The sequence below is a fragment of the Streptomyces sp. SolWspMP-5a-2 genome, from assembly GCF_900091845.1.
In the GTDB taxonomy this organism is placed as follows: Bacteria; Actinomycetota; Actinomycetes; order Streptomycetales; family Streptomycetaceae; genus Streptomyces; species Streptomyces doudnae.
Genome location: NZ_FMCI01000348.1, coordinates 20,265 through 46,965, shown reverse-complemented (window position 1 = coordinate 46,965; position 26,701 = coordinate 20,265). Strand labels below are relative to the sequence as shown.

The 26,701-nt window shown below is 75.3% G+C and carries 23 protein-coding genes and 1 pseudogene; 12 read left to right on the top strand and 12 right to left on the bottom strand.

Annotated features, from left to right (window positions below; all coding sequences use genetic code 11):
• The first annotated feature begins 76 nt into the window (after nucleotides 1-76).
• Both mptB and GA0115242_RS42070 read left to right on the top strand, forming a co-directional pair.
• Entirely contained in the window at nucleotides 77-1,477 is a 1,401-nt protein-coding gene (gene mptB, locus GA0115242_RS34425; protein WP_093835601.1) for a polyprenol phosphomannose-dependent alpha 1,6 mannosyltransferase MptB, read from the top strand.
• Nucleotides 1,474-2,826 carry a glycosyltransferase 87 family protein gene (locus tag GA0115242_RS42070; protein ID WP_093835575.1) on the top strand — a complete coding sequence of 451 codons (1,353 nt, stop codon included), beginning with the start codon at nucleotides 1,474-1,476 and terminating at the stop codon, nucleotides 2,824-2,826. Before mptB ends, GA0115242_RS42070 begins: the two co-directional genes overlap by 4 nt.
• Nucleotides 2,827-2,861: 35 nt before the next feature.
• On the opposite strand, the pseudogene GA0115242_RS34415 reads toward GA0115242_RS42070, so the two are convergent.
• Together GA0115242_RS34415 and rho are read right to left on the bottom strand one after the other, a co-directional pair.
• Nucleotides 2,862-3,710: pseudogene (locus GA0115242_RS34415) on the bottom strand (D-alanyl-D-alanine carboxypeptidase family protein); the annotation flags it as partial.
• Nucleotides 3,711-4,088: 378 nt separating this feature from the next.
• Nucleotides 4,089-5,231 (bottom strand): transcription termination factor Rho, encoded by a 1,143-nt coding sequence (gene rho, locus GA0115242_RS34410; RefSeq protein ID WP_093835573.1) that lies wholly within the window; start codon nucleotides 5,229-5,231, stop codon nucleotides 4,089-4,091.
• A gap of 513 nt (nucleotides 5,232-5,744) precedes the next feature.
• On the opposite strand from rho, the gene GA0115242_RS34405 reads away from it, so the two are divergent.
• Complete coding sequence (locus tag GA0115242_RS34405; RefSeq protein WP_093835572.1) at nucleotides 5,745-6,980, top strand: cytochrome P450 family protein; 1,236 nt, start codon at nucleotides 5,745-5,747, stop codon at nucleotides 6,978-6,980.
• Between the two features lie 87 nt (nucleotides 6,981-7,067).
• Here the strand turns inward: GA0115242_RS34405 and GA0115242_RS34400 are convergent, their stop codons facing one another.
• Together GA0115242_RS34400 and GA0115242_RS34395 are read right to left on the bottom strand one after the other, a co-directional pair.
• On the bottom strand, nucleotides 7,068-8,198 hold the full coding sequence (locus GA0115242_RS34400; protein WP_093835571.1) for a chitinase: 1,131 nt from the start codon (nucleotides 8,196-8,198) through the stop codon (nucleotides 7,068-7,070).
• A gap of 358 nt (nucleotides 8,199-8,556) precedes the next feature.
• Nucleotides 8,557-8,958: a nuclear transport factor 2 family protein gene (locus tag GA0115242_RS34395; RefSeq protein ID WP_093835570.1), complete on the bottom strand. Its 402-nt coding sequence runs from the start codon at nucleotides 8,956-8,958 to the stop codon at nucleotides 8,557-8,559.
• A gap of 134 nt (nucleotides 8,959-9,092) precedes the next feature.
• Between GA0115242_RS34395 and GA0115242_RS34390 the strand changes: the two genes are divergently transcribed.
• Nucleotides 9,093-9,839, top strand: coding sequence for a class I SAM-dependent methyltransferase (locus tag GA0115242_RS34390; protein ID WP_093835569.1), 747 nt, complete (start codon nucleotides 9,093-9,095; stop codon nucleotides 9,837-9,839).
• Here the strand turns inward: GA0115242_RS34390 and GA0115242_RS34385 are convergent.
• The 3 genes from GA0115242_RS34385 to GA0115242_RS34375 form a co-directional block, all read right to left on the bottom strand.
• On the bottom strand, nucleotides 9,809-10,552 hold the full coding sequence (locus tag GA0115242_RS34385; RefSeq protein WP_093835568.1) for a GntR family transcriptional regulator: 744 nt from the start codon (nucleotides 10,550-10,552) through the stop codon (nucleotides 9,809-9,811). The genes GA0115242_RS34390 and GA0115242_RS34385 overlap by 31 nt on opposite strands.
• 153 nt (nucleotides 10,553-10,705) lie before the next feature.
• The gene (locus GA0115242_RS34380; RefSeq protein ID WP_093835567.1) at nucleotides 10,706-11,674 is read right to left on the bottom strand and encodes an acetylxylan esterase; all 969 of its coding nucleotides are present in this window, start codon (nucleotides 11,672-11,674) and stop codon (nucleotides 10,706-10,708) included.
• 84 nt (nucleotides 11,675-11,758) lie between these two features.
• Entirely contained in the window at nucleotides 11,759-12,343 is a 585-nt protein-coding gene (locus tag GA0115242_RS34375; RefSeq protein ID WP_093835566.1) for an Rv1733c family protein, read from the bottom strand.
• 250 nt (nucleotides 12,344-12,593) lie between these two features.
• Here GA0115242_RS34375 and GA0115242_RS34370 point away from each other — a divergent pair, with 250 nt between their 5' ends.
• Together GA0115242_RS34370 and GA0115242_RS34365 are read left to right on the top strand one after the other, a co-directional pair.
• Complete coding sequence (locus tag GA0115242_RS34370) at nucleotides 12,594-13,508, top strand: quinone oxidoreductase family protein (RefSeq protein WP_093835565.1); 915 nt, start codon at nucleotides 12,594-12,596, stop codon at nucleotides 13,506-13,508.
• A complete protein-coding gene (locus GA0115242_RS34365; RefSeq protein WP_093835564.1) occupies nucleotides 13,505-14,230 on the top strand; it encodes a GNAT family N-acetyltransferase in 726 nt (241 codons plus the stop codon). Before GA0115242_RS34370 ends, GA0115242_RS34365 begins: the two co-directional genes overlap by 4 nt.
• 70 nt (nucleotides 14,231-14,300) lie before the next feature.
• On the opposite strand, the gene GA0115242_RS34360 is transcribed toward GA0115242_RS34365, so the two are convergent.
• Nucleotides 14,301-14,762, bottom strand: coding sequence for a MarR family winged helix-turn-helix transcriptional regulator (locus GA0115242_RS34360; protein ID WP_093835563.1), 462 nt, complete (start codon nucleotides 14,760-14,762; stop codon nucleotides 14,301-14,303).
• Nucleotides 14,763-15,001: 239 nt separating this feature from the next.
• Here GA0115242_RS34360 and GA0115242_RS34355 point away from each other — a divergent pair, with 239 nt between their 5' ends.
• The gene (locus GA0115242_RS34355) at nucleotides 15,002-15,796 is read left to right on the top strand and encodes a putative protein N(5)-glutamine methyltransferase (protein ID WP_093835562.1); all 795 of its coding nucleotides are present in this window, start codon (nucleotides 15,002-15,004) and stop codon (nucleotides 15,794-15,796) included.
• A 6-nt stretch (nucleotides 15,797-15,802) separates the two neighbouring features.
• Here GA0115242_RS34355 and GA0115242_RS34350 read toward each other — a convergent pair whose 3' ends face one another.
• On the bottom strand, nucleotides 15,803-17,869 hold the full coding sequence (locus tag GA0115242_RS34350) for a SpoIIE family protein phosphatase (RefSeq protein WP_093835561.1): 2,067 nt from the start codon (nucleotides 17,867-17,869) through the stop codon (nucleotides 15,803-15,805).
• 292 nt (nucleotides 17,870-18,161) lie between these two features.
• On the opposite strand from GA0115242_RS34350, the gene GA0115242_RS34345 reads away from it, so the two are divergent.
• The 4 genes from GA0115242_RS34345 to GA0115242_RS34330 all read left to right on the top strand — a co-directional run bounded on the left by GA0115242_RS34345 (nucleotide 18,162) and on the right by GA0115242_RS34330 (nucleotide 22,266).
• Entirely contained in the window at nucleotides 18,162-19,037 is an 876-nt protein-coding gene (locus tag GA0115242_RS34345; protein ID WP_093835560.1) for a hypothetical protein, read from the top strand.
• Nucleotides 19,038-19,182: 145 nt separating this feature from the next.
• A complete protein-coding gene (locus GA0115242_RS34340; protein WP_093835559.1) occupies nucleotides 19,183-19,551 on the top strand; it encodes a hypothetical protein in 369 nt (122 codons plus the stop codon).
• 122 nt (nucleotides 19,552-19,673) lie between these two features.
• Nucleotides 19,674-21,689 carry an NADPH-dependent 2,4-dienoyl-CoA reductase gene (locus GA0115242_RS34335; protein ID WP_093835558.1) on the top strand — a complete coding sequence of 672 codons (2,016 nt, stop codon included), beginning with the start codon at nucleotides 19,674-19,676 and terminating at the stop codon, nucleotides 21,687-21,689.
• A gap of 22 nt (nucleotides 21,690-21,711) precedes the next feature.
• Entirely contained in the window at nucleotides 21,712-22,266 is a 555-nt protein-coding gene (locus GA0115242_RS34330; protein ID WP_093835557.1) for a PadR family transcriptional regulator, read from the top strand.
• A 134-nt stretch (nucleotides 22,267-22,400) separates the two neighbouring features.
• On the opposite strand, the gene GA0115242_RS34325 is transcribed toward GA0115242_RS34330, so the two are convergent.
• Both GA0115242_RS34325 and GA0115242_RS34320 read right to left on the bottom strand, forming a co-directional pair.
• Nucleotides 22,401-23,021 carry a hypothetical protein gene (locus GA0115242_RS34325; protein ID WP_093835556.1) on the bottom strand — a complete coding sequence of 207 codons (621 nt, stop codon included), beginning with the start codon at nucleotides 23,019-23,021 and terminating at the stop codon, nucleotides 22,401-22,403.
• A gap of 178 nt (nucleotides 23,022-23,199) precedes the next feature.
• Nucleotides 23,200-24,183 carry a fibronectin type III domain-containing protein gene (locus GA0115242_RS34320; RefSeq protein ID WP_370672341.1) on the bottom strand — a complete coding sequence of 328 codons (984 nt, stop codon included), beginning with the start codon at nucleotides 24,181-24,183 and terminating at the stop codon, nucleotides 23,200-23,202.
• Nucleotides 24,184-24,655: 472 nt separating this feature from the next.
• Between GA0115242_RS34320 and GA0115242_RS34315 the strand changes: the two genes are divergently transcribed.
• Nucleotides 24,656-25,351 (top strand): glycoside hydrolase family 75 protein, encoded by a 696-nt coding sequence (locus tag GA0115242_RS34315; protein WP_093835600.1) that lies wholly within the window; start codon nucleotides 24,656-24,658, stop codon nucleotides 25,349-25,351.
• Between the two features lie 461 nt (nucleotides 25,352-25,812).
• Here the strand turns inward: GA0115242_RS34315 and GA0115242_RS34310 are convergent, their stop codons facing one another.
• Nucleotides 25,813-26,595 (bottom strand): SDR family NAD(P)-dependent oxidoreductase, encoded by a 783-nt coding sequence (locus tag GA0115242_RS34310; RefSeq protein WP_093835554.1) that lies wholly within the window; start codon nucleotides 26,593-26,595, stop codon nucleotides 25,813-25,815.
• Between the last annotated feature and the right edge of the window lie 106 nt (nucleotides 26,596-26,701).

Genomic DNA, 26,701 nt, shown 5'->3' with positions numbered 1-26,701 from the left:
CGGTCACCCGCGGGCCCCCGCCCGGAGGGCGCCACGTCGCCTCGCGGTCATCCGGCGTTGACACGCTTCCCGGGTGTTGGCCCCGGGTCTCTCCGTCGATCTCCGCCGCTGCCAGGTGCTCGGCCTGGCCGGAACCGCCTTCCTCGCCCTGGGCGGGGAGACGGCGGGCGCGCTCCCCGTGCGCGAACTCGCGGCCCCCGCGAACGCCCGCGCCGCCCTCGGACTCGTCGGCGTCTACTTCGGCGTCGTCCTGCTGATCGCCGCCTGGCTGCTGCTCGGCCGCCTGGTGCGCGGCAGCCGTCCGCCCACCCCGCGCGCCCTGCTGCTGGTCCTCGCCGTGTGGGCGGCCCCGCTGCTGCTGGCCCCGCCGCTGTTCAGCCGGGACGTCTACAGCTACCTCGCGCAGGGCGCCATGGTCGACGCCCACATCGACGTCTACACCCACGGCCCGTCCCGGCTCGGCGGACCGCTCGCCGAGGAGGTCGCCCCGCTCTGGCAGCACACCGGCGCCCCCTACGGCCCGGTCTTCCTCGCCGTCGCCCGCGGCCTCTCCGGGCTGACCCGCGGCGAACTCCCGGCCGGACTGGTCGGGATGCGGGTCGTCGCGCTCCTCGGGGTGGCCCTGATGGCCGCCGCGCTGCCCCGGCTGGCCCGGCACAGCGGCGCCGACCCGGCCGCCGCGCTCTGGCTCGGCGCCCTCAACCCGCTGGTGCTGCTGCACCTGGTCGCGGGCGCCCACAACGACGCGATCATGCTGGGCCTGCTCGGCGTCGGACTCGTCGCCGCGCTCGGCCGCCTGCCGTTCCTCGGCGCCGTCCTCGTCACGCTCGCCGCGCTGGTCAAGGCGCCGGCCGCGCTCGGGCTCGCCGCCGTGGTGCTGCTCCAGGTCAGGGCCGGACGCGGGCCGGTGCGGGCCACCGCGGGCACCCTCGCCGCCGCCGCGGCCACCACGGTCGCCGCGACCGCCGTCGCGGGCACCGGCTACGGCTGGATCGGCGCGCTCGACACCCCCGTCTCCCCGCAGAACTGGGCCCTCACCAGCCTCCTCGGCCGCGCCACCGGCGCCCTCCTCACCCACCTCGGCAGCGGCCTCGCCCCGCTCGCCGTCCCCGTCTGGCACCTGCTCGGCCTCGCCCTCACCGCCGTCCTCGTCGCGGCGATCTGGTGGCGGCTGCGCCCCCGGCCGGTCTACGCGCTCGGCCTCAGCCTCGCCGCCGTCGCCGCCTTCGGCCCGGCCGTGCGCCCCTGGTACGCGCTGTGGGGCCTGTTCCTGATCGCGGCGGCGGCCCCGACCGCGCCGGTGCGGCACCGGGTGGCCGCCGTCACCGGGGTGCTCGCCCTGGCGACCCTGCCGAGCGGCGGCCCCGCCGACACCGGGCAACTGGTCCTCGCGGTCTCCGGCGGTGCGCTGGCCGTGGTCGTCCTGTGGCAGGCCCACCAGGCGGCCCAGGCGCCGACGCTGGGACACACCGCGTGAACGGCCCGGGGACCGACCGGGGACGCCTGCTGCTCGCGCTCGTCCTCGCCGCGGCCGTCGCCGTCTTCACCGCGACCGTCCCGCTGCTGCGCGACTGGTTCGACCTGCGGGTCTACCACGGGGCCGTCGAGAGCTGGGCGCACCACGGCGGCCGCCTCTACGACTACCGGGTGCCCGGCACCGGGTACGGCTTCACCTACCCGCCGTTCGCCGCCGTCTGCATGCTGCCGATGGCGCTGGTCGGCCTGCGCACCGCGATCGTCCTCGCGCTGCTGCTCAACCTGGCGGCCCTGGCGCTCGTCGTGCACCTGCTCACCGACGGCGCGTGGCGGCGCTACGGCTGGTACGGCGTCGTCCTGGGCGCCTGCCCGCTGGCCCTGTTCGAGCCGCTGCGGGACACCTTCAGCTTCGGGCAGGTCAACATCCTGCTGCTGGCCCTGGTGCTGGTCGACGCCCGCCTGCTGCGGAGCGGACACAGCCGCTGGGCGGGCGCCGGGATCGGTCTGGCGGCGGCCGTGAAGCTGACCCCGGCCGTCTTCATCGCGCTGCTCCTGCTGACCGGCCGGCGGCGGGCGGCCGCCGTGGCGACGGGGGTGACGGCGGGCGCCACCGGGCTGGCCTTCCTGGTGGCGCCCGACGCCTCGCGCTTCTACTGGACCCGCGCGCTGTGGGACACCGACCGGGTGGGACGGCTCGACTACGTCTCCAACCAGTCCCTCCAGGGCATCCTGGCCCGCCTCGGGATCGAGGACCGCGCGGTCTGGGCCGCGGCGGTGCTGCTGGTGCTGGCCGTGTGGGCGGTGCGGGTGCGGCGGGCGGCGGCCGCGCACGACACCCCGGCGGCGTTCGCGCTGACCGGCCTGGTCGCCTGCCTGGTCAGCCCGATCACCTGGGTGCACCACCTGGTGTGGCTGCTGCCGTCGTTCGCCGTGCTGTACCGCGCGGGGCGCCCGCGCGCGGCGGGCGCCCTGTACGCGGTGCTGTGCACCAGCGTGGTGTGGCTCTGGTTCGACGACGCCTCCGGGATCGGCGGCTTCCTCGGCGCCAACACCTACACCTGGATCACGCTCGGGCTGCTGCTGTGGCTGCCCGTCGGTCACTCCTCGTCCCGGCGCCCGCCCCTGACCCGGGTCACCACCGCCACCAGCAGCGCGCCGAGCGCCGCCGCGCCGGAGACCGCAGCCGTCTCCGCCCACCGGGTGCCGCCCGCGGGGGCGGCGGACGCGGGGACCGGACGCGGCTCGGGGCGGGACGGCGGCGCGGGCCGCAGGGCGTCGAGCGAGCCGACGGGGTCGACCCGCCCGGCCGCGTCGAACCCCCAGTCGAGCAGCTCGCGCGCCTCGTCGTAGACCGCGAAGCCGCCGCCCGCCTGGGGGTTCATCACCGTGACGACGAGGGTCCTGCCGCCGTGCCGCGCGGCGGCGACCAGCGTGTTCCCCGCGTTGCTGGTGTAGCCGTTCTTGACGCCGATCAGACCGGGGTACGCGGCGACCCCGTCGGCGCCGGTCAGCAGCCGGTTGGTGTTCTGGATCTCGACCGACCAGCCGTCCTCGGGGAACAGGGCGTCGGCGGTCCCGCAGTACCGGGCGAAGTCGGGGTTGCGCAGCCCCGCCCGCCCGAACACGGCGAGGTCGTACGCCGAGGAGACCTGGCCCGGGGTGTCGTAGCCGTCGGGGGAGAGCACATGGGTGTCGCGGGCGCCCAGGGCGCGGGCCTTGGTCCGCATCTGCGTGGCGGTGGCCTCCCAGCCGCCGTTGAGCGCGGCCAGGACGTGCACGGCGTCGTTGCCCGAGTTGAGGAAGACGCCCCGCCACAGGTCGGCCACCTGGTAGCTGTGCCCCTCGGAGACACCGACCAGGCTGGAGCCGGGCCCGATGTCGGACAGCTCGTCCTCGGTGACCGTGTGACGCAGGTTGCCGGGCAGCACCGGGAGCACGGTGAGCGCGAACAGGGTCTTCAGGGTGCTCGCCGGGGGGAGCTTGCGGTGCGCCTCGTGCGCGCCCAGCACCTCCCCGCTGCGGGCGTCGGCCACCACCCAGGAGAGCGCGGAGACGTCCGGCACCGGGGGCGCGCCGCGGCGGGGTCTGACCTGGACGCCGTCCTCGTAGAGCAGGGCCGGTGCCGGGGTCGCCGCCCGCGGCCCGCCGGGCGTATCGGTGCCGGGGTCGGCGGACGCGGTGGCGGGTGCGAACGCCAGCAGGCCCGTCACACAGAGCGCGCAGGTCGACGCCATCGCCCGGGAAGAGAATCCGATAGTCATACCGCAAACGTAGGAATGGACCCGCCGTTCGGGGCGCTGCCCCGGCCGATACGCGGCACGCGAGCACCCGGATGCCGCAGCGGCACCGCGGTCACGCGCGGCGCGGGGACGCGGGGAGGGGGCACCGGGCGGAAGGGGCGCCACCCGTGTCACGGGGCGCCACGAGGAGACCGGGGGCGCGGTGGCCGGGTCAGCCGGTGGGCGTGGGCACGGGGGCGCGGTGCGCGGGTCGGCCGGGCGCTAGGGGGGTGCGGTGCGCGTGGGCACGGGGGTGTGGTGCGCGGGTCGGCCCGGCGGTAGGGGGTGTGCGGTGGGCGGTTAGGCGGTGGGCGCGGGAATGCGGTGCGCGGGTCAGCCGGTGGGCAGGGTCGGCTGGACCCGGCGCAGGAAGGCCGCGTTGTCCGGGGTCTCCCGCAGCCGCTCCAGCAGCGTCTCGACGCCCGACTGCCCGTCACGGGTCTGGAGGGCACGGCGCAGCCCGCGCACGGCCGTCGACTCGGCCGGGGAGAGCAGCAGTTCCTCGCGCCGGGTGCCGGACGCGACGACGTCGACGGCGGGGAAGACCCGGCGGGAGGCGAGGTCGCGGGTGAGCCGCAGCTCCATGTTGCCGGTGCTCTTGAGCTCCTCGAAGTAGAAGTCGTCGGCGCGGGAGCCGGTCTCCACCAGGGCGGTGGCGAGGATGGTGAGGGAGCCGCCCTCCTCGGCGAGCCGGGCGGCGCCGAAGAACCGCTTGGGGCCGATCAGCGCCGTCGCGTCGACACCGCCGCTGAGGGTGCGGCCGCCGGCCGCCGCCGTGTTGTTGTGCGCCCGGCACAGCCGGGTCAGGGAGTCCAGCAGGACGACGACGTCCTCACCGGCCTCGACGAGCCGCTTGGCCCGCTCGATGACCAGCTCGGCGAGGGCGATGTGCTGCTTGGGGGCCCGGTCGAAGGTCGAGGCGTACACCTCGCCGCGCACCGAGCGCCGCATCTCGGTGACCTCCTCGGGACGTTCGTCGAGGAGCACCACCATCAGCCGGCACTCGGGGTGGTTCCCGGCGACGGCCGCGGCGATCTGCTGGAGCAGCACGGTCTTGCCGGTCTTGGGCGGAGCGACGATCAGGCCGCGCTGGCCCTTGCCGACCGGGGCGATCAGGTCGGTGACCCGCCCGGTCAGCCCGGCCCCGGGGTGTTCGAGGCGCAGCCGCTCCCTGGGGTGCAGCGGGGTGAGGTCGCGGAAGTCGCGCCGGGCGCGGAGTTCGGCGGGGGCGCGCCCGTTGACGCGGGCGATGTCGGTCAGGGCGCGCCGGTCACCGCGCACCCCGTCCACGAGGTCGCCCCTGCGCAGTCCGTGACGACGGATCAGCGCGGGGGAGACGGCCGGGTCGGCGGGGGTGGGGTGGAGGTCGGCGGCGCGCAGGTGGCCCTTGCCCGACGCGTCGATGTCCAGGACACCGGTGACGATCCGGGGGGTCTGTTCCCGCTGCGCGGGAGGGTGTTCGAGGGTGGTGGTCATGAGGATCGGTCCTTTCACGGACGGACGGCACGAGACGTGCGGAAGGAAGGGAGTGAGCCGCGGGAGGAAGGCGGTGTGCGCCTTCGGCGGCGGAGAGGCAGCGCCCCGGGGTACGACGGTGCCGTACCGGTCGTGAGGCGATGCGGTGGGCCGGGGCCTGCCGGAAGTGGCGGCCGTGCGGCTCGGAGAGAGGAACTGGCACCGGCGCCCTCAAGCGGGGCGTACACAAGTGCTGCGGTGACTGTACCACGAACGGATCGCTGCGGGCGAGAGGCGCGCGACGACGGGCTGCGCCGTCACTCTGTCCCTCGCGGGCGGTCCCGGACGTTCCTGTCGGGGTCACGCCCGCACCGGGCCGGGTATTCCGCCCGCGCCGGTCCGCCGCGTCCCGGTTCCGCGGGTGTGCCGTGGGCAGGATGGGGGCGCAGGCGGACGCGGAACCGCCGTCGTCCCGGGACCGGCCGACCCTGCCGACGGCCGCGTCCCCGTCCCGTCCGGCCGCCGGGAGCGCCCATGACCACCCCCCTTCACCGACTCGACCCGGCGGGCGGCTGCCCGCACGCCGCCAACGCCCGGATGCTCGCCGAGGGGCCGGTCGCCGCCGTCGTCCTGCCCGGTGGGGTCGAGGGGGCGGCCGTCCTCGGGCACGACACGCTCAGGGAGTTCCTCGCGCACCCGGACGTCGCCAAGGACGCCCGGCACTTCACGGCGCTGGCCGAGGGGCGCGTCCCCGAGGGGTGGCCGCTGGCGGCCTTCGCGGCGGTGCGGGGCATGACGACCGCGGACGGCGCCGACCACCGGCGGCTGCGGTCCCTCGTCAGCCGGGCGTTCACCGCCCGCCGGGTCGAGGAACTGCGCCCGCGCGTGCGGGAGTTGACGGATTCGCTGCTCGACGGCCTGGAGCGGGCCGCCGAGGGGGAGGAGCACGTGGTCGATCTGCGGCGGCACTTCGCGCTGCCGCTGCCGATGGGCGTGATCGGTGAGCTGTTCGGGGTCGGCGCCGACCACCGCGACCTGCTCCACGACCTCTCCAGCCAGGTCGTGGCCACCGACATCACGCCCGAGCGGTCGATCGCCGCCAACCGGGAGCTGATCGAGACCCTCACCGCCTTCGCCGCCGCCAAGGCCGCGGACCCCGGCGACGACCTCACCAGCGCCCTGCTCGCCGCCCACGACGAGGACGGCGACCGGCTCAGCCACGCCGAACTGATCGGCACCCTCGTCCTGATGGTCATCGCCGGGCACGAGACCACCCTGAACCTGATCGTCAACGCGGTCCGCGCGCTGTGCGCCCACCGCGACCAGCTCGACCTGGTCAGGGCGGGCGGCGCCGACTGGGGCGACGTGATGGAGGAGACGCTGCGCTGGGACGCGCCGGTCAGCTACTTCCCGTTCCGCTACCCGGTGCGGGACCTGACGGTCGGCGGGACCCTGATCCCGGCGGGCACACCGGTGCTGGCCGGGTACTCCGCCGCCGGACGCGACCGTGCCGCGCACGGCCGGGACGCCGACCGCTTCGACGTCGGCAGGCCCCGGCGCCCGGACGCCGTCCGCACCCTCTCGCTCGGCCACGGCGCCCACTACTGCCTGGGCGCCCCGCTCGCCCGGATCGAGGTGACGACCGCCCTGAGCGGCCTGTTCGCCCGCTTCCCCGACCTGGACCTCGCGGTGCCCGAGGACCGGCTCACCCGGTCGGCCAGCTTCGTCGGCAACGGCGTCCGCGCCCTGCCGGTGCGGCTGCGCGGCTGACCGCGCCCTCCCGCCGGACACGGGAGGGCGCGGCCTGCCCGGCGGCGGTCCGTCAGGCAGGCGACGCCCGGACGGACCGCCCCGGCCTCAGCAGTAGAGGTTCGCGCCCGGTGCGACGCCGAGGATCTGGGCGAAGCGCTGGTAGGCGTCGACGCGGCTCTGCACCTGCGCGGGGTTGCGGCCGTCGCATTCGAGGGAGCCGTTGATGGAGCGGATCGTCTGGCCGAACCCGGCGCCGCCCACCATCGCGTTGTGGGGCGTCATGGTGCCGGGGCCGGACTGGGTGTTCCAGTACCACAGGCCGGTCCGCCAGGCGACGGAGGCGTTGTTCTCCACCTGCCAGGGGTTGTTGAGCAGGTCGATGCCGAGCGCGTCGCCCGCCGCCTTGTAGTTGAAGTTCCAGCTGAGCTGGATGGGCCCGCGCCCGTAGTACGCGGACTGGCCCGCCGGGCAGCCGTAGGGCTGTGACGTGTCGCAGTAGTGCGGGTAGTTGGCGGTGTTCTGCTCGACGACGTAGACGAGTCCGCCGGTCTCGTGGTTGACGTTGGCGAGGAAGGCCGCGGCCTCCTGCCTGCGCACGGTGTCGCTGCCCGTGGTGGCGAAGCCGGGGTAGGAGCTGAGCGCGGCGGTCAGACCGCTGTACGAGTAGAAGGAGTTGCGGCCCGGGAACATCTGGTTGAACTGCGCCTCGCTCACCACGAAGCCGGACGGGGTGCCGCCGCCCCCGCCGCTCGCGGGCGCGTTCCACTTCTGGTTGGCGGTGCCCGCGCAGGTCCAGATCTGCAGCCGGGTGCCGTTGGCGCTGTTGTTGTCGCGCACGTCCAGGCACTTGTTCGCGGCCGGGTTCACGATGTCGCGGGCGCCGCTGACCACCCACTGCTGGTTGCTGCCGCCCGAGCAGTCCCAGAGCTGGACGGCGGCTCCGTCGCCGGTGCTCCGGTCGACGATGTCCAGGCACTTGCCGAGCGCCCGCAGGGTGCCGTCACCGGGGTTGGACCAGATCTGCGCGGCGGTGCCGTTGCAGTCGTAGAGCTGGACGGCGGTGCCGTTGGCGCTGTTCGCGGCGGCGACGTCGACGCACTTGCCGGCGAGCCCGCTGATCTGCCCGTCGGCCGCGCTCGCGGGCGTCACGGTCAGGAGCGCGGTGAGGAGGGCGGTGAGCACGGCGGCGACGGCGAACCGTCTGGAGCGGATCCGGCGGAGGCGAGGGGTGGACATCACAGACGTCACTCCTTGGGGCGCGGGGGGCTGGTGGGGGGTGCGCGGGTCGGTCAACACCGCCTGACCCAGGGGGTGTTGACGATCGCGGCAGGCGTGAGGGACCTTCCGGCCCCTCTGGTCCAGACCATGGCAGGTGCCGGTCAGACACGTCAACAGCCCAGGCCCCTGACACCGTTGATGGCCGAAAGGGCCCGACCCCTCCCACCGGCCGGACCTTCCCGCGGGATCGCGCCCCTGTCGCCCCGGGCCGCGCGCCCGGACTCGCGCGCGACCGTCCGACCCCCGGCCGGGAAGCCCCGGTTCCGGGCCGGTCCGCCCAAGAGGTCGGACCACTGGGCCCGTCCGGTCGCCGGACTCACGCCGTGCCGCTGCGCTCCGCCTCCGCCGCGATCTGCTCGAACTGCGCGCCCATCGCCTCCGCCAGCGCCTGCGCGGCCGACAACGGGCGGACCATCACGGTGAGTTCGTCGATCAGACCGTTCTCGTCGAGGTGGATGAAGTCGCAGCCGGACAGCTCCCGGCCGCCGACCCTGGTCCGGAAGACCAGCGCGTGGTCGCGGCCGTCGGCGCCCGCCAGTTCGCGCTCGTACCGGAAGTCCTCGAAGACCCGCACGACCCCGCGCAGGATCGCCGCGGTGATCGCCTTGCCCGGGTACGGCTTGAACACGACGGGGCTGGTGAAGACGACGTCCTCGGCCAGCAGCGCCTCGACGGCGTCGAGATCACCGGCCTCGACCGCCTCGCGGAACGCGCGCATCTGCTCACCTCACGGGATGGGGAACGGAAACCTTGATAGTCAACTAATTGACTAGGTGGGGAGGAGCATATCCAGACCCCCGGTGACTGTCACGCGCCCCCCCCGGGTCCGTCCCTTCGCCTACGCTCGGGCGGGTGTTCAGTCCCGAAGGCCCCAGCCTGCGTGAACTCGCCGTCCAGGCGCTGTCCTCCGTCGAGCGCGGTTACGACCTGCTCGCCCCGAAGTTCGACCACACGCCGTTCCGCACCCCCGACTCCGTGCTCGACGCGGTCGCGGCGGCGCTGCGGCGCACCGGCCCGCACGGCGACGGGCTCGACCTGTGCTGCGGCACGGGCGCCGGACGCCCGGTGCTCGACGCGGTCTGCCGGGGCACGGTCACCGGGGTCGACTTCAGCGCCGGGATGCTGGACGTGGCCCGCCGCGCAGCCCCGGACACCTCCTGGGTCCGCGCCGACGCCCGTCGACTGCCCTTCCGCGGCGGCGCCTTCGACCTGGTGGTCAGCTTCGGGGCGTTCGGCCACTTCCTGCCCCGGGAACTGCCCGGCCTCTTCGCCCAGGTGCACTCCGTGCTGCGGCCGGGCGGCACCTTCGCCTTCCCCGTCCTGGCGCCGCCCGGTCCGGCCTCCCCGCTCCACTGGGCGCTGCTCGGCTTCGACGCCGGGATGCGGCTGCGCAACGCCGTGTGGCGCCCGCCGTTCGTCATGTACTACCGGGCGTTCCGGCCCGGCGAGGTCCGCGGCGCGCTCCGGCGGGCCGGTTTCGCGGTGGGGTCGACGCCCCTCACCGAACTCGGCCGCCGCCGGGACGGCAGCCCCCGGGCCCGCCTGGTCACGGCGCGCAAGGAGGCGGTTCAGCCCGCGGCGGGCAGCGTGAACTCGTAGACCAGCACGTCCTGCCGGACGTCCACCAGCAGGTCGGTGATCTCCAGCGGGCGCTCGTACTGGTCGTGCACCCGCCGGGTGACCCGGACCGAGGGCGCGTCCGGGAGCCGGGTGATGGAGTCCCGGTGGTGCAGGGTCAGGCCCGCCCTGCGCATCCAGTCGTAGGCCAGCCGCAGTTGGGCCGGTGCGGTGCCGTCGGCGCGGTCCCGGAGGCGGGCCAGCTCCGCGACCTCGGAGAGCGCGACCGGGGAGAACGACGTCAGCGCGGTCCGCAGGTCCCTCCCGTCCGCGCCCGCCGACTCGTACCGGTGCACCAGCGTCGGCCGGTGCGGGGCCAGTCCGAGCGCCCGCGCGTGCTCGGGCGGCGGGGTCTCCCAGGCGACCGTGGCCCGGTCGGCGGGCCCGGGTTCGACGTTCCTCGACCCCAGCGGGAAGGTGACGGCGGACGGGGTCCGCGCCGCCGCCCCCGGCAGGGCGACCTGGGTGCCACGCCGGTCGGTGACCACCCGTCCGTCCCGGCGCAGCACTTCGAGGGCCTGCCGCACGGTCTCCCTGCTCACCCCGTACTGTCGGGCCAACCGGCGCTCGCTGGGCAGCCGTTGGCCCGGCTCGGTGACGCCCGAGCGCAGCTCGTCGAGGAGTTCGCCGGCCACGCGCCAGTACAACGGCTCCTCCGCCGGGGACGGTCGGTCGTGCGGGGTGGTGCGGGCCATGCCGCGCCTCCTGATCGGTGACAGGGGGTAGCCGTGCGGGCTCATTGCGCCACCAGGTCTACAGTGGTCTAAACCGCGAGGGGAAGGGCGGCCGCCCGGTTCGGCCGAAACCGCACCGCGCGGCCGACGATCACCGGCCGCCCCCGCCGCCGCTCAGGCGTAGGCCCGCAGCCAGCGCATCTTCGCCGCCTCCTGGAACGGGCCGCCGCCCTCGTGGTCGTTGAAGTCGTACACCTCGATCGCCTTGTCCTCGTGGGCCCAGGCGTTGAAGGCCGCGTAGACCGTGGACGGCGGGCAGGTCTGGTCCTCCAGGGCGGTGGAGAACAGCGCGGGCGCCGTGCCCCGGGACGCGAAGTGCACGCCGTCGAAGTAGGCGAGGGTGCGCAGCGCGTCGGCGGCGCGGCCCCGGTGCGTCTTGAGGAACAGGCCGATCTCGCGGTACGGGTGACGGTCCGTCAGGACCGTGGCGCGCGGGAAGTCGCACAGGAACGGCACGTCGGGCGCGACCGCCACCAGGTCGGGCACCAGTCCGCCGACGGCGAGGGTGATGCCGCCGCCCTGGCTCGCGCCCAGCACCACCGTGCGGGAGGCGTCGGTCGCCGGGTGCGAGCGGGCCGCCTCCACCGCGCGCACGCCGTCGGTGAACACCCGGCGGTAGTAGTAGTTCTCCGGCGCGTCCAGGCCCCGCGTCATGAACCCGGGGTAGGAGGGCGCGCCGCCCACCGGGTCGGCGGTGCCGCCGCCCGCGCCCCAGGCGCTGCCCTGGCCCCGGGTGTCCATCAGGAAGTGGGCGCGGCCGGTGGACGCCCACAGCAGGTGCTCGTGGGCCAGCCCGCGCCCGCCGCCGTACCCGACGAACTCCACCACCAGCGGCAGCGGCCCCCCGGCGTTCGCGGGCAGGGTCAGCCAGCCCTTCACCGGGTGTCCGCCGAACCCGTTGAACGTCACGTCGAACACGTCCACGGTGGTCAGCCCGGTGTCCACCGGTTCGAAGCGGGCGTCCAGGTCGTGCGCGCGGGTCTCCGCCAGCGTCGTCGACCAGAAGGCGTCGAAGTCGTCGGGCGCGGCGGAGTCGCTGCGGTACGCGCGGAGTTCGTCGAGGGACAGGTCGAACAGGGCCATCGAGGACCGCCTTTGTGAAGGGACCGTGCGGGTGATCACACCGTACGGGGGTGGTCCTACCACTCGCCAGGTCCCCCGGTCACCTCACAGGCGCCGCTGCCGCCACTCCGGTTCGGTCCTGGCCCAGTCCCGCTCCCACTCGGCCATCCGGTGCCGGGTGGCGGTACGGCGCACCACGGCGCTGCCGAGCAGGACCACGGCGGCCGTGCCGCCCGCCGCGCAGGAGCCCATGGTGACCGCGTGCTGCCAGACGGCCGTGGCGCCCGGCGGCGCCGGGACGGACCGGCCGCGGGCGTCGAGCCAGACCTCCACCGTCGAGCCCTGCCGGACCGTCGGCGGGACGAGCGCCGTGGTGGTGTGCCGCCCCGAACCCGGCTCCGTCCAGCGGACCGTCGCCCGGTAGCCGCTGCCGTCCCCGGTGCCCACGCCCGGCTGGGTGGCCGCGTCCATGCCGACCACCTCGGCGCGCACCTCGTGCAGCCTGGCCCGCTGGGTCGCGGCGACCGTGTGCGCGTAGTCGTGCGCCCACCACCCGGTCAGCACGCCGGCCAGCGGAGCCCCGAGCACCAGCAGCACCGCCACCAGGAGCGCCGTCCACGCCTCGACGACGTCCGAGTGGCGCCGCAGCGGGTTCTGCCGCCAGCGCCAGCCGCGCACCCGGGTCCGCATGCCGACCTCCTCGCCTCAGCGATGCCGGAAGGGGCCGATGTGTCTCCGGGTCCCATTGTCGCTCCGCACCGACCGGACGTGCGACTCCGGCGGTCCCCGCACGTCAGACCGGCTCCGCCCGCGAATGTCACGCCGGTGTGAACTGTCCCGGGCCCGGGAATAGCCGCACGCCGATCCTCCTTGCCCGGAGAGGACCGGACCGGTGCCCGTACCACCGGATCCCGGGCGGAAGCGAAGGAGAGTGGCGACCATGCCGAAGGCGTACGTGTTCACCCGCTACGGCGGACCGGAGACCGAGGCCCTGGTGGAGGTGGAGCGGCCCGTTCCGGGGCCCGGCCAGGTGCTGGTCGCGGTCCGCGCCGCGGGCGTGAACCCCGTCGACTGGAAGCAGCGCACCGGATACCGGCGCCCCGGGGAGACCGGCGAGGCCGTCTTCCCCGCCGTCTTCGGCAACGAGGTCTCCGGGGTCGTCGAGGAGACGGGCGAGGGCGTGAGCACGCCCGCCGTCGGCGACGCCGTCTTCGGGCGCCCCGTCGAGGGCGGCTACTCCACCTACGCGCTGCTGTCGACCGACCTGATCGCCGAGAAGCCCGCCACCGTCTCCTTCGCCGACGCCGCCACCCTCCCGGTCGCGGGCGTCACCGCCTGGGAGGGCGTCCGGCAGATCGGCCTGGAACCCGGCGGCACCCTGCTGGTGACGGGCGCGGGCGGCGGCGTCGGCGTGGCCGCCGTGCAGATCGCGCGCTCCCTCGGACTGCGGGTGCTAGGAGTGGCCGGCGAGGCCAAGCGGGAGCTGGTGGAGTCCCTCGGCGCCACCCACGTGGCCTCGGGCCCCGGCTGGACCGACCGGGTGCCGGGCACCGTGGACGGCGTCTACGACCTGGTCGGGGGCGAGGTCCTGGCCGAGGCGGCGACCCTGCTCACCGACCGGAGCAGGCTGGTCACCGCGGGCGCGCCGCAGGCGGAGGCCGAACGGCTCGGCGGCGCCCGGGTGGCGCCGAGCCGCACCTCCGCGCGCCTGGCCGCCGTCGCCGCCCTCGTGGCCGGCGGCGACCTGGACCCGCACGTCACGGACACCTTCCCGCTGGAGCGCGCCGCCGAGGCACTGCGCACCGTCGAGGAGGGCCACGCCCGCGGCAAGATCGTGATCGAGGTCGCCGGATGAGCCGCGAGGCACCGCACCCGCTCGACAACCCCGCCCTCTCCTCCCTGACCGGCCCGCACGCGCACTTCGCCGAACGGCACCGGCGCATCCTGCGCTACCCCGTCGACGTCACCCCGTGGATCGCCCTGCCCGACGACCCCGGCCCCGACGACTGGGCCGACCTCGCCGCGCTCACCGGACCGGGCGCCGAGGTCCCGCTGCTCGGCTTCAACGGCACGGTCCCGCCCGACTGGGAGATCGTCTTCCACCTCGACGGCGTCCAGCTCGTCGACGACGGCCTGGTCGCCGCCCCCGAACCGGAGGCCGTCCGGCTCGGCCCCGCCGACGTGCCCGAGATGCTGGACCTGGTCGCCCGCACCCAGCCGGGCCCCTTCCTGCCGCGCACCGTCGAACTCGGCACCTACCTGGGCGTCCGCCGCGAGGGCGCCCTCGTCGCCATGGCGGGGGAGCGGCTGCATCCGCCGGGGTGGACGGAGATCAGCGCCGTCTGCACCGATCCCGCCTACCGCGGCGAGGGCCTCGCCACCCGGCTGATCCGCGCCGTCGGGCACGGCATCAGGGAACGCGGCGAGACGCCGTTCCTGCACACCGGCGCGGGCAACACCACCGCCGTCCGCCTCTACGAGGCGCTCGGCTTCCGGCTGCGCCGCACCACGGCCTTCCTCGCCGCCCGCGCCCCCGAGCACCTCACGGAGGAGAGGACGGCGGTACCGGTCGGCTAGGGCGCCCTTGTCCCTCTCCTTCCCCCGGCGGACGCTCCACCGGGGGGAGAGGGGACCGGTGGTCCGGCGCTCAGAACATCGCGGAGCCGCGCTCGTCGGGCGCGGCGAGGGCGTCCGGGCGGGTGTTGTAGCGCACCAGGTACCCCGCGAACCGCTCCAGGTCGTCCGCGGGCCACTGCGCGAGCCGCTCCCGGAACGCCGCCCGGCGGCTCTCCGTGACCTGCGCGAGGATGCGCCGCCCCGCGCCGGTGAGCTGGAGGACCTGCACCCGGTGGTCCCCGGCGTCCTGGCGCCGCTCGACGAGACCGGCCCGCTCCAGCGCCGTCACCTGGCGGCTGACCGTGGACTTGTCCAGCGCGTAGTGCGCGGCCAGGTCGGTGGCCCGGCAGCCGCCGCTCTCCTCCAGGTGCCCGAGCAGCGTGTACGACACGAGCGACAGCTCCGGATGCATCCGCCCCGCCGAGGCACGGGCCCGCCGGGCGAACACCGTCATCTCGCGCTGGATGACCTCCACGGCATCGGCTGCGTCCACCCCGACCTCCCTCGCTCACCTGGTTGCACACTACAACTCGCACCGCCGATCGCCCCGCCGAGGGCCGTTGGGGTACCGTGACGCCGTCCGGTCGCGGAACGTCCCGGCCGTCGCCCACCGAGGAGGTGAGACCCATTACCGCTCAGTCAGGTCGGGTGCTCTCCCCTCCCGTCCCGCCGGACCACCGCCGCCGGTGACCACGAGAGCGCCCTTCGGCTCCCGAAAGGCTCTCGTCTCCCATGTCCCACCACCGTCCCGCGCCCCTCACCCCTGACCAGGTCGTCGCCGCGCTGCGCGCCGCCGGCTGCGTCTTCGCCGAGGACGAGGCCCGGCTCATCCTCTCCGCGGCCCGCACCCCCGCCGAACTGACCGGCCTGGTCGAGCGCAGGGTCGCCGGTCACCCCCTCGAACTCGTCGTCGGCTGGGCCCAGTTCAGGGGGCTGCGGATAGCCGTCGAACCCGGTGTCTTCGTCCCGCGCCGCCGCACCGAGTTCCTCGTCGAACGGGCCCTCGCGCACGCGCCGGACGCCTCCGTCGTCGTGGACCTGTGCTGCGGCTCGGGCGCGGTCGGCGCGGCCCTCGCCGACGCGCTCGGCGACGGCGTCGAACTGCACGCCGCCGACATCGACCCGGCCGCCGTGCGCTGCGCCCGCCGCAACGTCGCCGCCGCCCGCGGACACGTCCACACCGGCGACCTCTTCGACCCGCTGCCCGCCCGGCTGCGCGGGCGCGTCGACCTCCTCGCCGCCAACGTGCCCTACGTCCCGACCGGCGAGGTCGGCCTGCTCCCGGCCGAGGCCCGCGACCACGAACCGCTGGTCGCCCTGGACGGCGGCCCCGACGGGCTCGACGTGCTGCGCCGGGTGGCCGCGGCGGCGTCCCACTGGCTCGCGCCGGGCGGCTGCCTGCTGGTGGAGACCAGCGAACGCCAGGCCGCCGCGGCCCTGGCCGTGTTCACCGGCGCGGGCCTGGACGCGGCGCTCGCAACCGACGAGGAGCGGTACGCCCACGTGGTGCTCGGCGTGCGGCCGTGAGCCCGCTCAGTCCGCCGCCCGCACCCGCGCGATGAGCAGGGCGACGTCGTCGGAGTCGTCCGGCTGGTGGAGCGTGCGCAGGAGCAGGTCGCACGTCTCCTCCAGCGGCACGTCGGGCCCCTCCAGCAGGGCGAGCAGCGCGTCCAGCCGCTCGTCGAGGGGCTGGCCGCGCCGCTCCACCAGACCGTCGGTGTAGAACACGACGCGGTCGCCCGGCACCAAGTCGACCGTGGTGGTCGAGAACTCCACCCCGCCCACCCCCAGCGGCCCCCCGGTGGGCAGTTCGAGCAGCTCGGGCGGGCACCCCGGACGCAGCCGCACCGGCGGCAGATGCCCGGCGTTGGCGATCCGGCACTGCCCCGCGCCCGGATCGTGGACGGCGTACACGCACGTCGCGATGGACTGGTCGGCGTCGGCGCCGCTGCGGTCGAGGTGGGCCAGCAGCCGGGCCGGATCGAGATCGAGGGCGGCCAGCGTGTTGGTCGCGGTGCGCAGTCTGCCCATGGTGGCCGCCGCGTCCACGCCGCTGCCCATCACGTCGCCGACGACCAGCGCCGTCTTGCCGCCGTCCAGCGGGATCACGTCGAACCAGTCCCCGCCGACCTCGCTGGTGGCGCCCGCGGGCTGGTAGCGCGAGGACACCTCCAGGCCGCCGGTCACCGCCGGATGACTGGGCAGCATGCTGCGCTGGAGCGTGAGGGCGGCGTCCCGGGCGTTCTGGTACCAGCGGGCGTTGTCGATCTGCACCGCCGCCCGCGCCGCCAACTCCCGTGCCAGCAGCACGTCGTCGGCGCTGAACGGCAGCGGGTTGCCGGTCCGCTTCAGATCCAGGGCGCCCAGCACCTCGCCGCGCGCCGTCAACGGGACGGCGAGATAGGAGTGGACGCCCGCGCGGGCCAGCAGCCCGGCCGCCTCGGGGGAGCGGGCGATGCGCGGCAGGTCGGCCTCCGTCACCTCCGCGACCAGGACCACCTCCCCGGTCCGCACGCACTCGGTGACCAGCCGGTCCGGGCCGTACCCGGCGACCTGCCCCGGCGGGTCGGCGGCCAGCAGCGCCTGCGGCGCGTCCCGCCCCCGCACGGCCAGCGCCCGCATCCGCGCCGGTTCCCCGGGCCCGAGGCGGCTGCGCCTGCCCTCGACCACCGCCTCCAGCAGGTCGACGGCGGCCACGTCCGCCAGCTCCGGCACCGCGACGTCCGCCAACTCGTCGGCCGTGCGGTCCAGTTCGAGGGTGGTGCCGATCCGCGCCGAGGCGTCCGCGATCAGCGCGAGTCGCCGCCGGGCGGCCTCCGCCTCGATGCCCGCCCGGTGCTCCTCGGTCACGTCCACCACCGAACCGGCCACGCCGAGCACCCGCCCCGCCGCGTCCTCCAGGCGGTACAGCGAGATCGCCCAGGCACGGTCCTCGTCCGGCGCCGCCGGGGTCCGGCCGAGGGTGCGCCGGTCGACGAGCGGGCGGCCGGTCTCCAGCACCTGGCGGGCCGCCGCCTCCACCGCGTCCACCTCGACGTCCGGCAGCACCTCGCGCAGCGGCCGTCCGATGTGGTCCTCCGCCGGGACACCGTTGAGCCGTTCGAGCGCCGGGTTGACGGAGACGTACCGCAGGTCGGTGTCCAGGACGGCGAGCCCGATCGGGGACTGCGCGATCATCCGGGTGGAGAGGGCCACGTCCCGTTCGAGACGGCGCACCGTGCCGAGGTCGGCGCAGAGGCCGAGCGCGTACACGGCGCCGCCCTCGTCCAGCAGGCGCATGTTGCGGAACTCCACCAGGCGGGTGCCGCCGTCCTTGTGCCGGATCGGGAAGGCCCCCGCCCAGCTCCGGCCGGTGGCCAGGACGTCCGCGAACAGCTTCACCACCAGGTCGAGATGGTGCTCGTGGACCATGATCGTGGCCGCGTACCGGCCCAGCGCCTCCGCCGCCGAGTAGCCGAACAGCTCCTCGGCCCGCGGGCTCCACAGCACGATGTGCCCCCGGGCGTCCAGCAGCACCGAGGCCACGCCGAGCACGTCCAGCAGCCCGCTCGGACCGACCGGCTCCTCGTCGCCGGTCACCGGGAACCCGGGTGGACCCATGGCACGCACCGCCTTCGCCGTCGCACGCGGCGTCCCCCGTGCCGACTCCCCAGTTCTACCGCGCGCACGAGTTCGTGTGACGATCCCGACGCTCTCCTCCACCATCCCTCAACATGGCCGGATCTGTCCGGTGAAGCGGTGACCGTGTGACGGGGCGTACAGGATCCGCGACCCCCGGGGTCGGCCCGGCCGACGGCCGCCGTTTCGATATTGGTCTGTACATGGCTACGCGCCCCGGTCAGACTGTCCGCCGAGCACGCTTCCCCCCCCACGCACCACGGAGGTTCCTCCCATGGCCCCGCGCGCCCGGCAACGTTGTCACGCGACCCTCACCGCCCTGCTCGCCCTCGCCACGGCGGCCGTCCTCTCCGCCGCGCCGCCCGCCGCCGCGGCCGACACCTGGACCGAGGTCGGCTCCGACCGCGCCGACCCGCTCACCGAGAGCCAGGGCCTGGCCTCGATCGAGGTCCCCGCCAACAGCGCCAACCGCTACACCGGCATCGGCACCATCCCGATCTCCGTCTCCAGCCGGGGCTGGAACCACGTCGGCGACCCCGACGCCTCCTACGACGGCCACTACATCGAGCCGTACCAGGCCGACTCGGGCACCGCCAAGATGTACCGGGTGCAGGCGCCCGGCGGCGCCTGGTCGGAGTACGTCCACACGCTCAGTCCCGGCGAGGCCCTCAACAACTCCTGGGTCGCCGTCTCGCCCGACGGGCAGTGGATGCTCTCCGGCGAGTACGGCACCATGACCCGCTTCCTGGTCTTCCCGACCCCCGGCGTCAACCCCGCCACGTCCCCCTCGGCGAACCTCCCGCAGGTCGCCACCGTCCAGCTCGACCACGCCGTGCGGGACGTCCAGGGCTGCGACTTCTCCAGCGCCACCACCCTCCTCTGCTCCTCCGACGACCCCGAGGGCAGCCTCTTCGGCGTCACCAAGCCGCTGCTCCAGGTCGACCTGTCGGCCGCGCCGAACGGGACCTCGAACGTTTCCGGCCATGTCAGCGCCCTGCGCCAGATCCCGCTGCGCAGCTCCTGCTCGGGCAGCTTCGAGGCCGAGGGCATCGACTACGACCGCCGCACGGGCACCCTGCGCGTCATCGTCGTCTCGCCCGGCTTCTGCGTCCTGACCGACAGCAAGACGTACCGCTTCACCAAGAGCTGAGCCACCGCGCGGATGGGGACGGCCGACGGCGCCCGGGGCATCTGGTGCCCCGGGCGCCGTGTGGTGTTTCCCTGGAGTGTGGGACGCGCTCCGACGGGCACCCGCCCGGCCGGGCACGGCGCCCGCCACGAGAGGAGCGATCGCCATGGACCGCGAGCGAACGCACCCGGAACCCGTCACCGTCTTCCTCAGCGACTGCAGCAGGCACGACGCCGACACCGTCTTCTCCACCCTGTGCGCGTGCTTCGCGTCGGACCGCGACGCCGGTGAGGGCGCGGCCCGCCCCCACGGGACCCGCCCGATGGTCTGGCTCGGCACGTTCGACGTCGCCGACGCCCACGCCGGGTCCGCCCCCGCCCACCTCGACGGACCGGTCTCGGCCGACGTGCAGGGCGGCTACTGGGCGGTCGAACGCTTCCGTTCCGTCCTGGAGTCCGTCTACTCGGTCCAGGACCTGACCGGAGCCTCCGGCGACCAGGAGAGGGACGTGCATCTGCGGCTGGAGAGCCGCTAAGGGCGTGCGGCGCGGGGGCGCCGACCGGGCTTCCGTGCGTGCCGATGTTTTGCAACTAGTTGCATAAAGCCGCCGGGATCCTCTACAAAGAGGGCACGACACCCCGCACGGAGGGCCCGACGATGAGCCGCTACCCCCACCTCCTCCGCCCGCTCGACCTGGGCTTCACCACGCTGCCCAACCGCGTCCTGATGGGCTCCATGCACGTCGGCCTGGAGGAGGCGGAGGGCGGCTTCGAGCGGATGGCCGCGTTCTACGCGGAGCGGGCCCGCGGGGGAGTGGGCCTGATCGTCACCGGCGGGATCGCCCCCAACGACGCCGGACGGCCCTACGAGGGCGGCGCCAGGCTCACCACCGAGGCCGAGGCCGAACGGCACACCGTGGTCACCGCCGCCGTGCACCGCGCCGGGGGCCGGATCGCCCTCCAGATCCTGCACTTCGGCCGGTACGCCCACCACCCCGACCTGGTCGCGCCCAGCCCGCTCCAGGCCCCCATCAGCCCCTTCGTGCCGCGCGAACTCACCGGCGACGAGGTCGAGGAGACGATCGGCGACTACGTCCGCGCCGCCCGCCTCGCCCGCGCGGCCGGGTACGACGGCGTCGAGATCATGGGCTCCGAGGGGTACCTGATCAACGAGTTCGTCGTCGCCGCCACCAACCACCGCACCGACCGCTGGGGCGGCGACCACGAGAGCCGCAGCCGCTTCCCGGTCGAGATCGTGCGCCGGGTGCGCGAGGCGGTCGGCGACGACTTCATCATCGTCTACCGGCTGTCCATGCTGGACCTCGTCCCCGGCGGCTCGACCCTCGACGAGGTCGTCTCCCTCGCCCGCGCCGTCGAGGCGGCCGGCGCGACCCTCATCAACACCGGGATCGGGTGGCACGAGGCCCGCGTGCCCACCATCGCGACCTCCGTGCCGCGCGGCGCCTACACCTGGGTGACCAAGCGCCTGATGGGCGAGGTGACGGTGCCGCTCGTCACCACCAACCGCATCAACACCCCCGAGCTGGCCGAGGAGTTGCTCGCCGACGGTTGCGCGGACATGGTCTCCGTGGCCCGCCCGATGCTCGCCGACCCCGACTTCGTCGCCAAGGCGCGGGCCGGTACCCCCGAGGCCATCAACACCTGCATCGGCTGCAACCAGGCGTGCCTCGACCACACCTTCAGCGGCCGGATCACCTCCTGCCTGGTCAATCCGCGCGCCTGCCACGAGACGGAGCTGGTGCTCTCCCCGACCCGGCGGGCGAAGCGGGTCGCCGTGGTCGGCGCCGGACCCGCCGGGCTCGCCTGCGCGGTCACCGCGGCCGAACGCGGCCACCACGTCACCCTGTTCGACGCCGCCGACGAGATCGGCGGACAGCTCAACGTCGCCCGCAAGGTCCCCGGCAAGCAGGAGTTCGACGAGACCCTGCGCTACTTCCGGCACCGGCTCGCCGCGCTCGGCGTCACGTCACGGCTGGGCACCCGGGCGCGGGCGTCCGACGTCGCCGGGTTCGACGAGGTCGTCGTCGCCACCGGGGTCACCCCGCGCGTCCCCGACATCCCCGGCGTCGACCACCCGAGCGTCCTCGGCTACCTGGACGTGCTGCGCGACGGCGCCCCCGTCGGCGACCGGGTCGCCGTCCTCGGCGCGGGAGGGATCGGCTTCGACGTCGCCGCGTTCCTCACCGACGACGGCGGACCGGCCGCCCGGGACACCGCGGCGTTCCTGCGCCGCTGGGGCGTCGACCCCCTGCACCGCGCCCCCGGCGGACTCACCGCCCCCGAGCGGCCCGCGCCGTCGCGCACCGTGCACCTCCTCCAGCGCAAGCCCACCAAGGTCGGCGGCGGCCTCGGGAAGACCACCGGCTGGATCCACCGGGCCGAACTCGGCCACCGGGGCGTCACCATGGTCCCCGGCGTCCGCTACGACCGCGTCGACGACGCCGGACTCCACCTCACCGTCGGCGGCGAGCCCACCCTCCTGCCGGTCGACACCGTCGTCCTGTGCACCGGCCAGGAGCCCCGCCGCGACCTGTACGAGGAGCTGCGCGCCGCCGGACGCACCGCGCACCTCGCCGGGGGCGCCGACGTGGCCGCCGAACTGGACGCCAAGCGCGCCGTCCGGCAGGGCACCGAGATCGCGGCGGCCCTGTGACCGCCGTCCCTAGGATGACCCCATGTCACTCCCGCACGCGATCCTCACCGCCCTGATGGAGAAGCCGTCGTCGGGGCTGGAGCTGACCCGCAGGTTCGACCGGTCGATCGGCTACTTCTGGTCGGCCACGCACCAGCAGATCTACCGCGAGCTGGGCAGGCTGGAGTCCGAGGGGCACATCCGCGCCCTGCCGTCCGACCGGCCCGCGCGCGGCCAGAAGCGGAGCTACGAGGTACTCCCGGCCGGACGCGCGGAACTCGCCCGCTGGACCGCCGCGTCCCAGGACCCCAAGCCCTACCGGGACGCCCTGCTGCTGCGGCTGCGCGCGGCCGCCGTCGTCGGCGGCACCGGCATCGAGGCCGACCTGCGCCGCCATCTCGACCTGCACCGGGCGCAGTTGGCGGAGTACCGGGCGATCGAGGAGCGGGACTTCCCGCCGGACCGTGTCACCCCCCAGGACCGGGTCCGCCACCTCGTCCTGCGCGCGGGCATCGACCTGGAGACCTTCTGGACCGAGTGGCTCGACCACGCCCTGACCGAGTTCGCGGACCTGGACGGCACCGGCACCGCGGACTGAACGACCGGGGCGGGGCGGCGCCGCGAACTCCCGCACCGGGTCGGCCGGAACGGCGCCGGGCAGGTTCGGGCAGTTTCGGGCGGGTTCGGCGCGGGGCGCGCAGGCCGCGCCGGGCGGGCCGGGGCGCCCGGGGTTCAGAGGCGGTGCGGCTTGGCGCGGCGGCGCAGGAACCAGGCCGCCGCGATCACCCCGGTGCCGACCAGGGCGCTGCCCACGCCGAGGGTGACCGGACCGTAGTCCTTGACCGAGCCGCCGAGTCCGCCCAGGACTCCGCGCGAGGGGGCGCCGGTCGCCACGGTCGAGTTCGGGTTCGCGTTGGGGTTGGCGGTCGCCGCCGACGTGGACGAGGTGGTCGGTGTGCCGGACCCCGACACGATCACCGACTGGGTGCCCGCGCCGGTGCCGTTGGAGCACTCGACGATGACGGTGTACGTGCCCGGGGTGACGCTCTGCCAGGCCGCCGACTGGAGGTTCGCGGTGCCCGAGAGCGCGACCTGACGCCCCTGCCGGGCGCTCGTCTGGCTGCTGGTGAGCAGCGAGGCGGTGCCCCAGCTCCCGCTTGCGCTGGTGTGGGAGCACGTGGTGGTGGACACCGACACGGTGGAGCCGCTCGTGCTCACGGAGATGCCCGCGGCCGCGGCGCGGGCCGGTGCCGCGGCGGCGGCGAGGGGCAGCGCGACCGCGAGCGCCGCGGTGAGTCCGGCGGCGAGGACGGGCGGGACGGCGGGGCGCGGGAGCGAGAGGGCAGAGCGCATGCGGGCCTCCGACGGCACGGTCGGCGGAACCCCTTGCGCCGCCTGGGATCGGGAATCGCCCGTGCTGTCTCAAGGGGCAGCCAATGTGCCCCCGGCCCCCGGCGCACCCGGGCCGGGGCCGGGCAGGTGACGCGTTCGTCCGTTAGGCGCACGTTGCGCGGCCGGGCGGCGGGTGCCCTCAGTCCTCGCCGGTCGTCACGGTCCGTTCCGCCGTGTACCCGCCCCAGGTGCCGTCGGGCAGCCTGGCCCGGAGGCGGACCCGGTGGGTCACCCCGGCTTCCCGGCCCACGTAGAAGCTGTAGGTCGCCCTGCCGCGCGGCGGGTCCCCGCCGTAGACGAGGGAGGTGGCGGGCTGTCCGTCGAGCCGGATCTGGTACTCGGTGACGACGCCGTCGGTACGCGGCGGGGTCCAGGAGAGGTCGAGCGAGTAGGCGCCGTCGGCGCGGTGGCCGGCGGCGCGGAAGCCGGTGGGCGCGGTGTCGCGTCCGTCGTCGGTGCCGGGCGTGGTGAGCCGGACGGCGGTGCCGGGCGCGGAGAGGTTGTCGGCGGCGTCGCGGGCCCGGACGGTGAAGGCGTAGGCGGTGCCGGGACGCAGCCCGGTGACGACGGTCGCGGTCTGGCTCCCGCCGACACTGTGGATCTTCGTCGTCCCCTGGTAGACGTCGTAGGAGACCACGGCGCGGTCGTCGGTGGCGGCTGACCAGGAGAGCTGGACGGCCCTGCCGCCGACGGCCCGCCCCCGGACGGCGCCCGGACGGGACGGGGCGCTCCGGTCGGCGGCGACGGCCGCCGGGGTGGTCGCCCGCACGGCCCGGCTGGGCGGTCCGAGCCGTCCCTCGCTGTCGCGGGCCCGCACGGTGAACGTGTGGGCGGTGCCGGGAGAGAGCCGTACGACGTCCGTCATCCGCTCGCCGCCGGGCACCTCCTTCACCTTCTCGGCGTCCCGGTACACCGCGTACCCGGTGACGGCGGGGGAGCTCGAGACCGCGTTCCACATCACATGGACGCTGGTGGAGCTGCCCGCCTCGGCGGTGACGCCGACCGGCGCCCCGGGCAGACGGCCGCCGTCGTCGTCCCCGCCGCCCCAGGCGCAGGAGACGGCCAGGGGCGCGGCGGCGGCGAGGACGAGGGTTCGGCGCAGGAGAACGGTCACGCGACGCACGGCTCTGCCTCCCCGGACGATGGAACGGCAATGGTCCGGACCAATATGACGTCCCCGGTGGGCCACATCAAGGGGGCGGACGGGGACGGGGGTTCGTGAGCACCCTCCCGCGTTACGTATGCTGGAGTCATTCGCGGCCGAACTCGCCTTGAGGGCAAGGAAGTTCATGCCGCTGGCGCGGGCCCGCTGTCGTCGCTGACCCCGTGCCGTGACGCGGGTGGCCGGGTGGTCGGAGCCGACACGGGCTCAGACTCCCGGCCCCTGCCCGCGGATGCCCGACCCGCGCGCCCGAGGCCGCCGTTCCCCGGTGGAGCCCGGCCGACCCGCATGCGCCGGTAGGCCGAACGGCGGGCGCGTGTCCTCGCGGTGGGCGGGATGCGCCGTCCGGCCCCCTTACGGTGGCCGAGTGCCAGGGGTGGCACCAGATTGGGCTGAGTGTCCGTCAGAGCCTCCCGGGAAAGGGTTCCTTGTGGTGCGTCTCCCTTCGCTGACGCTGGCCGCGGCAGGCATGGCCCTGCTCGCGCCCGCGCTGTCGCCCGCCGTCGAGCACCGGACCCGGGAGGAGCCGGTGGCGTGGAGCGAGGGCACGGTCCGCGCCGCCGACCTGCTCGCCAGGACGCACCGGTGCGTCCAGATCTCCCGGGGCCGCTACCGCAGCGACGACGGCAGGCCCGCCGACATCCCGGTGTGCGGCACCCGGGACGCCGTCTTCTGGAAGGCGGACCTGGACATCGACTGCGACGGACGGCCCACCGCCCGCTGCAACCGCCGCACCGACCCCCTCTTCTCCGACGCCACCGCCTTCCCGCAGTCGGACGGGCGCGCGCTCAGCGCCGAACGGCTCCCGTACATCGTCGTGCCCGCCCCGAGCCGCGTCTGGAACCACCGGGCCCACGGGGTGGGCGGCGGTTCCGTCGCCGCCGTCGTGCACGGCGGGCGGGTGCAGTACGCGGTGGTCGGGGACATCGGCCCGCGCGGGGTCATCGGCGAGGCGTCCTACGCCACCGCCCGCGGCCTGGGCATCGCCGCCGACCCGAGGAACGGCGGCACCTCCGAGGACGTGACCTACATCGTCTTCCGGGACGCCCGGATCAAGCCCATCGAGGACCGTGCCGCCACCGTCGCGACGGGGGAGCGTCTCGCCCGCCTCTTCGTGACCGGCAAGTGAGGCGGGGGCCGCGGGCATGACGGCGGGCCCGCACCGGTCGCCGAGGGGCGCCCGGGGGTCGTGCTCCGACGGCCCCCGGGGGTCGTGCTCCGTCCGCCCCAGCACCGTGCTCCGCCCGCCCCGGGGGCCGTGCTGCGTCCGCCCCGGTCGCGTGGCCGGGCCGCCCTCCCGTCCGTCGGCTCTCCCTCCGGGACGCTCTCCCGCCGGTCGGGCTACCCCGCCGGTCGGGCTACCCCGCCGGTCGGGCTACCCCGCCGGTCGGGCTACCCCGCCGGTCGGGCTACCCCGCCGGTCTGCTCTCCCCCCCGTCGGGTCACCCCGCCTGTCTGCTCACCGGCCCACCGGGTCACCCCGCTGGTCGGCTCTCCCGCCCACCGGGTCACCCCGCCGGTCGGCTCTCCCGCCCGTCGGGTCACCCCGTCCGTCGGCCCAGCCACCGCTCCGGCGGCCCGGCGTGGCCGTCAGACCGCCGACCAGCCGTCGTCGACCGGCAGCACCGCCCCGTTGACGGCGCCCGCGGCGTCCGAGGCGAGGAAGACGATGGCCGCCGCCTGCTCCTCGGGTTGCGCCAGCCGTCCGACGTTGACGAAGTGCGGGCCGAGCGCGGCCGGGCCGTGGGCGTCCTGGTCGGTCTCCAGCACGATGCCGGTCAGGGTGCCGCCCGGGGCGATCGCGTTGGCCCGGATGCCCTGCTTGCGGTACATCACCGCGAGGTTCTTCGTCAGCCCCACCACCCCGTGCTTGGAGGCCGTGTAGGCGGCGCCCGCCGCACTGCCCCGCAGGCCCGCCTCGGAGGCGGTGTTGACGATCGCGCCCCGGCCCGCCGCCAGCATGTGCGGCAGCACCGCGCGGGTCAGCAGGAAGGGCGCGGTGAGGTTGACCCGCAGGACCCGCTCCCACTCGCTGTCGGAGACGTCCGCGAGCGCCGACATCCGGTCCATGATCCCGGCGTTGTTCACCAGGACGTCCACCCCGCCGAAGCGCTCCACGGCGGTCCGCGCCACCGCCTCGGCCACCGCCGGGTCGCCGAGGTCGCCGACCGCCGCCACCGCCGTCCCGCCCGCGGCGGCTATCTCCTCGACGACGGCACCGGCCGTGTCGGCGTTCAGGTCCGCCACCACGACCCGGTCGCCCAGCGCCGCGAAGGCGAGCGCCGTCGCGCGCCCGATGCCCGAACCCGCTCCGGTGACGATCACGCTGCGGCCCCCGGCCGCGGGTGCGTCGCGTCCGTCGTCTGCGGCCATGTGGAGGGCTCCCGTCTGCCGTGGGCGGGGTGCCCGGCCGGTCGTCGGGCGGGGGGGATCACCGCCCGGTGCGACCACTCTACGACTTATTGTCTGTGAGTGACAT

Coding starts and splice junctions, on each gene's coding strand:
- rho (WP_093835573.1), bottom strand. CDS start 5,231: ATGACCACCACCCTCGAACACCCTCCCGCGCAGCGGGAACAGACCCCC.
- GA0115242_RS34405 (WP_093835572.1), top strand. CDS start 5,745: ATGACCACCCCCCTTCACCGACTCGACCCGGCGGGCGGCTGCCCGCAC.
- GA0115242_RS34400 (WP_093835571.1), bottom strand. CDS start 8,198: ATGTCCACCCCTCGCCTCCGCCGGATCCGCTCCAGACGGTTCGCCGTC.
- GA0115242_RS34395 (WP_093835570.1), bottom strand. CDS start 8,958: ATGCGCGCGTTCCGCGAGGCGGTCGAGGCCGGTGATCTCGACGCCGTC.
- GA0115242_RS34385 (WP_093835568.1), bottom strand. CDS start 10,552: ATGGCCCGCACCACCCCGCACGACCGACCGTCCCCGGCGGAGGAGCCG.
- GA0115242_RS34380 (WP_093835567.1), bottom strand. CDS start 11,674: ATGGCCCTGTTCGACCTGTCCCTCGACGAACTCCGCGCGTACCGCAGC.
- GA0115242_RS34375 (WP_093835566.1), bottom strand. CDS start 12,343: ATGCGGACCCGGGTGCGCGGCTGGCGCTGGCGGCAGAACCCGCTGCGG.
- GA0115242_RS34370 (WP_093835565.1), top strand. CDS start 12,594: ATGCCGAAGGCGTACGTGTTCACCCGCTACGGCGGACCGGAGACCGAG.
- GA0115242_RS34365 (WP_093835564.1), top strand. CDS start 13,505: ATGAGCCGCGAGGCACCGCACCCGCTCGACAACCCCGCCCTCTCCTCC.
- GA0115242_RS34355 (WP_093835562.1), top strand. CDS start 15,002: ATGTCCCACCACCGTCCCGCGCCCCTCACCCCTGACCAGGTCGTCGCC.
- GA0115242_RS34350 (WP_093835561.1), bottom strand. CDS start 17,869: ATGGGTCCACCCGGGTTCCCGGTGACCGGCGACGAGGAGCCGGTCGGT.
- GA0115242_RS34345 (WP_093835560.1), top strand. CDS start 18,162: ATGGCCCCGCGCGCCCGGCAACGTTGTCACGCGACCCTCACCGCCCTG.
- GA0115242_RS34340 (WP_093835559.1), top strand. CDS start 19,183: ATGGACCGCGAGCGAACGCACCCGGAACCCGTCACCGTCTTCCTCAGC.
- GA0115242_RS34335 (WP_093835558.1), top strand. CDS start 19,674: ATGAGCCGCTACCCCCACCTCCTCCGCCCGCTCGACCTGGGCTTCACC.
- GA0115242_RS34330 (WP_093835557.1), top strand. CDS start 21,712: ATGTCACTCCCGCACGCGATCCTCACCGCCCTGATGGAGAAGCCGTCG.
- GA0115242_RS34325 (WP_093835556.1), bottom strand. CDS start 23,021: ATGCGCTCTGCCCTCTCGCTCCCGCGCCCCGCCGTCCCGCCCGTCCTC.
- GA0115242_RS34310 (WP_093835554.1), bottom strand. CDS start 26,595: ATGGCCGCAGACGACGGACGCGACGCACCCGCGGCCGGGGGCCGCAGC.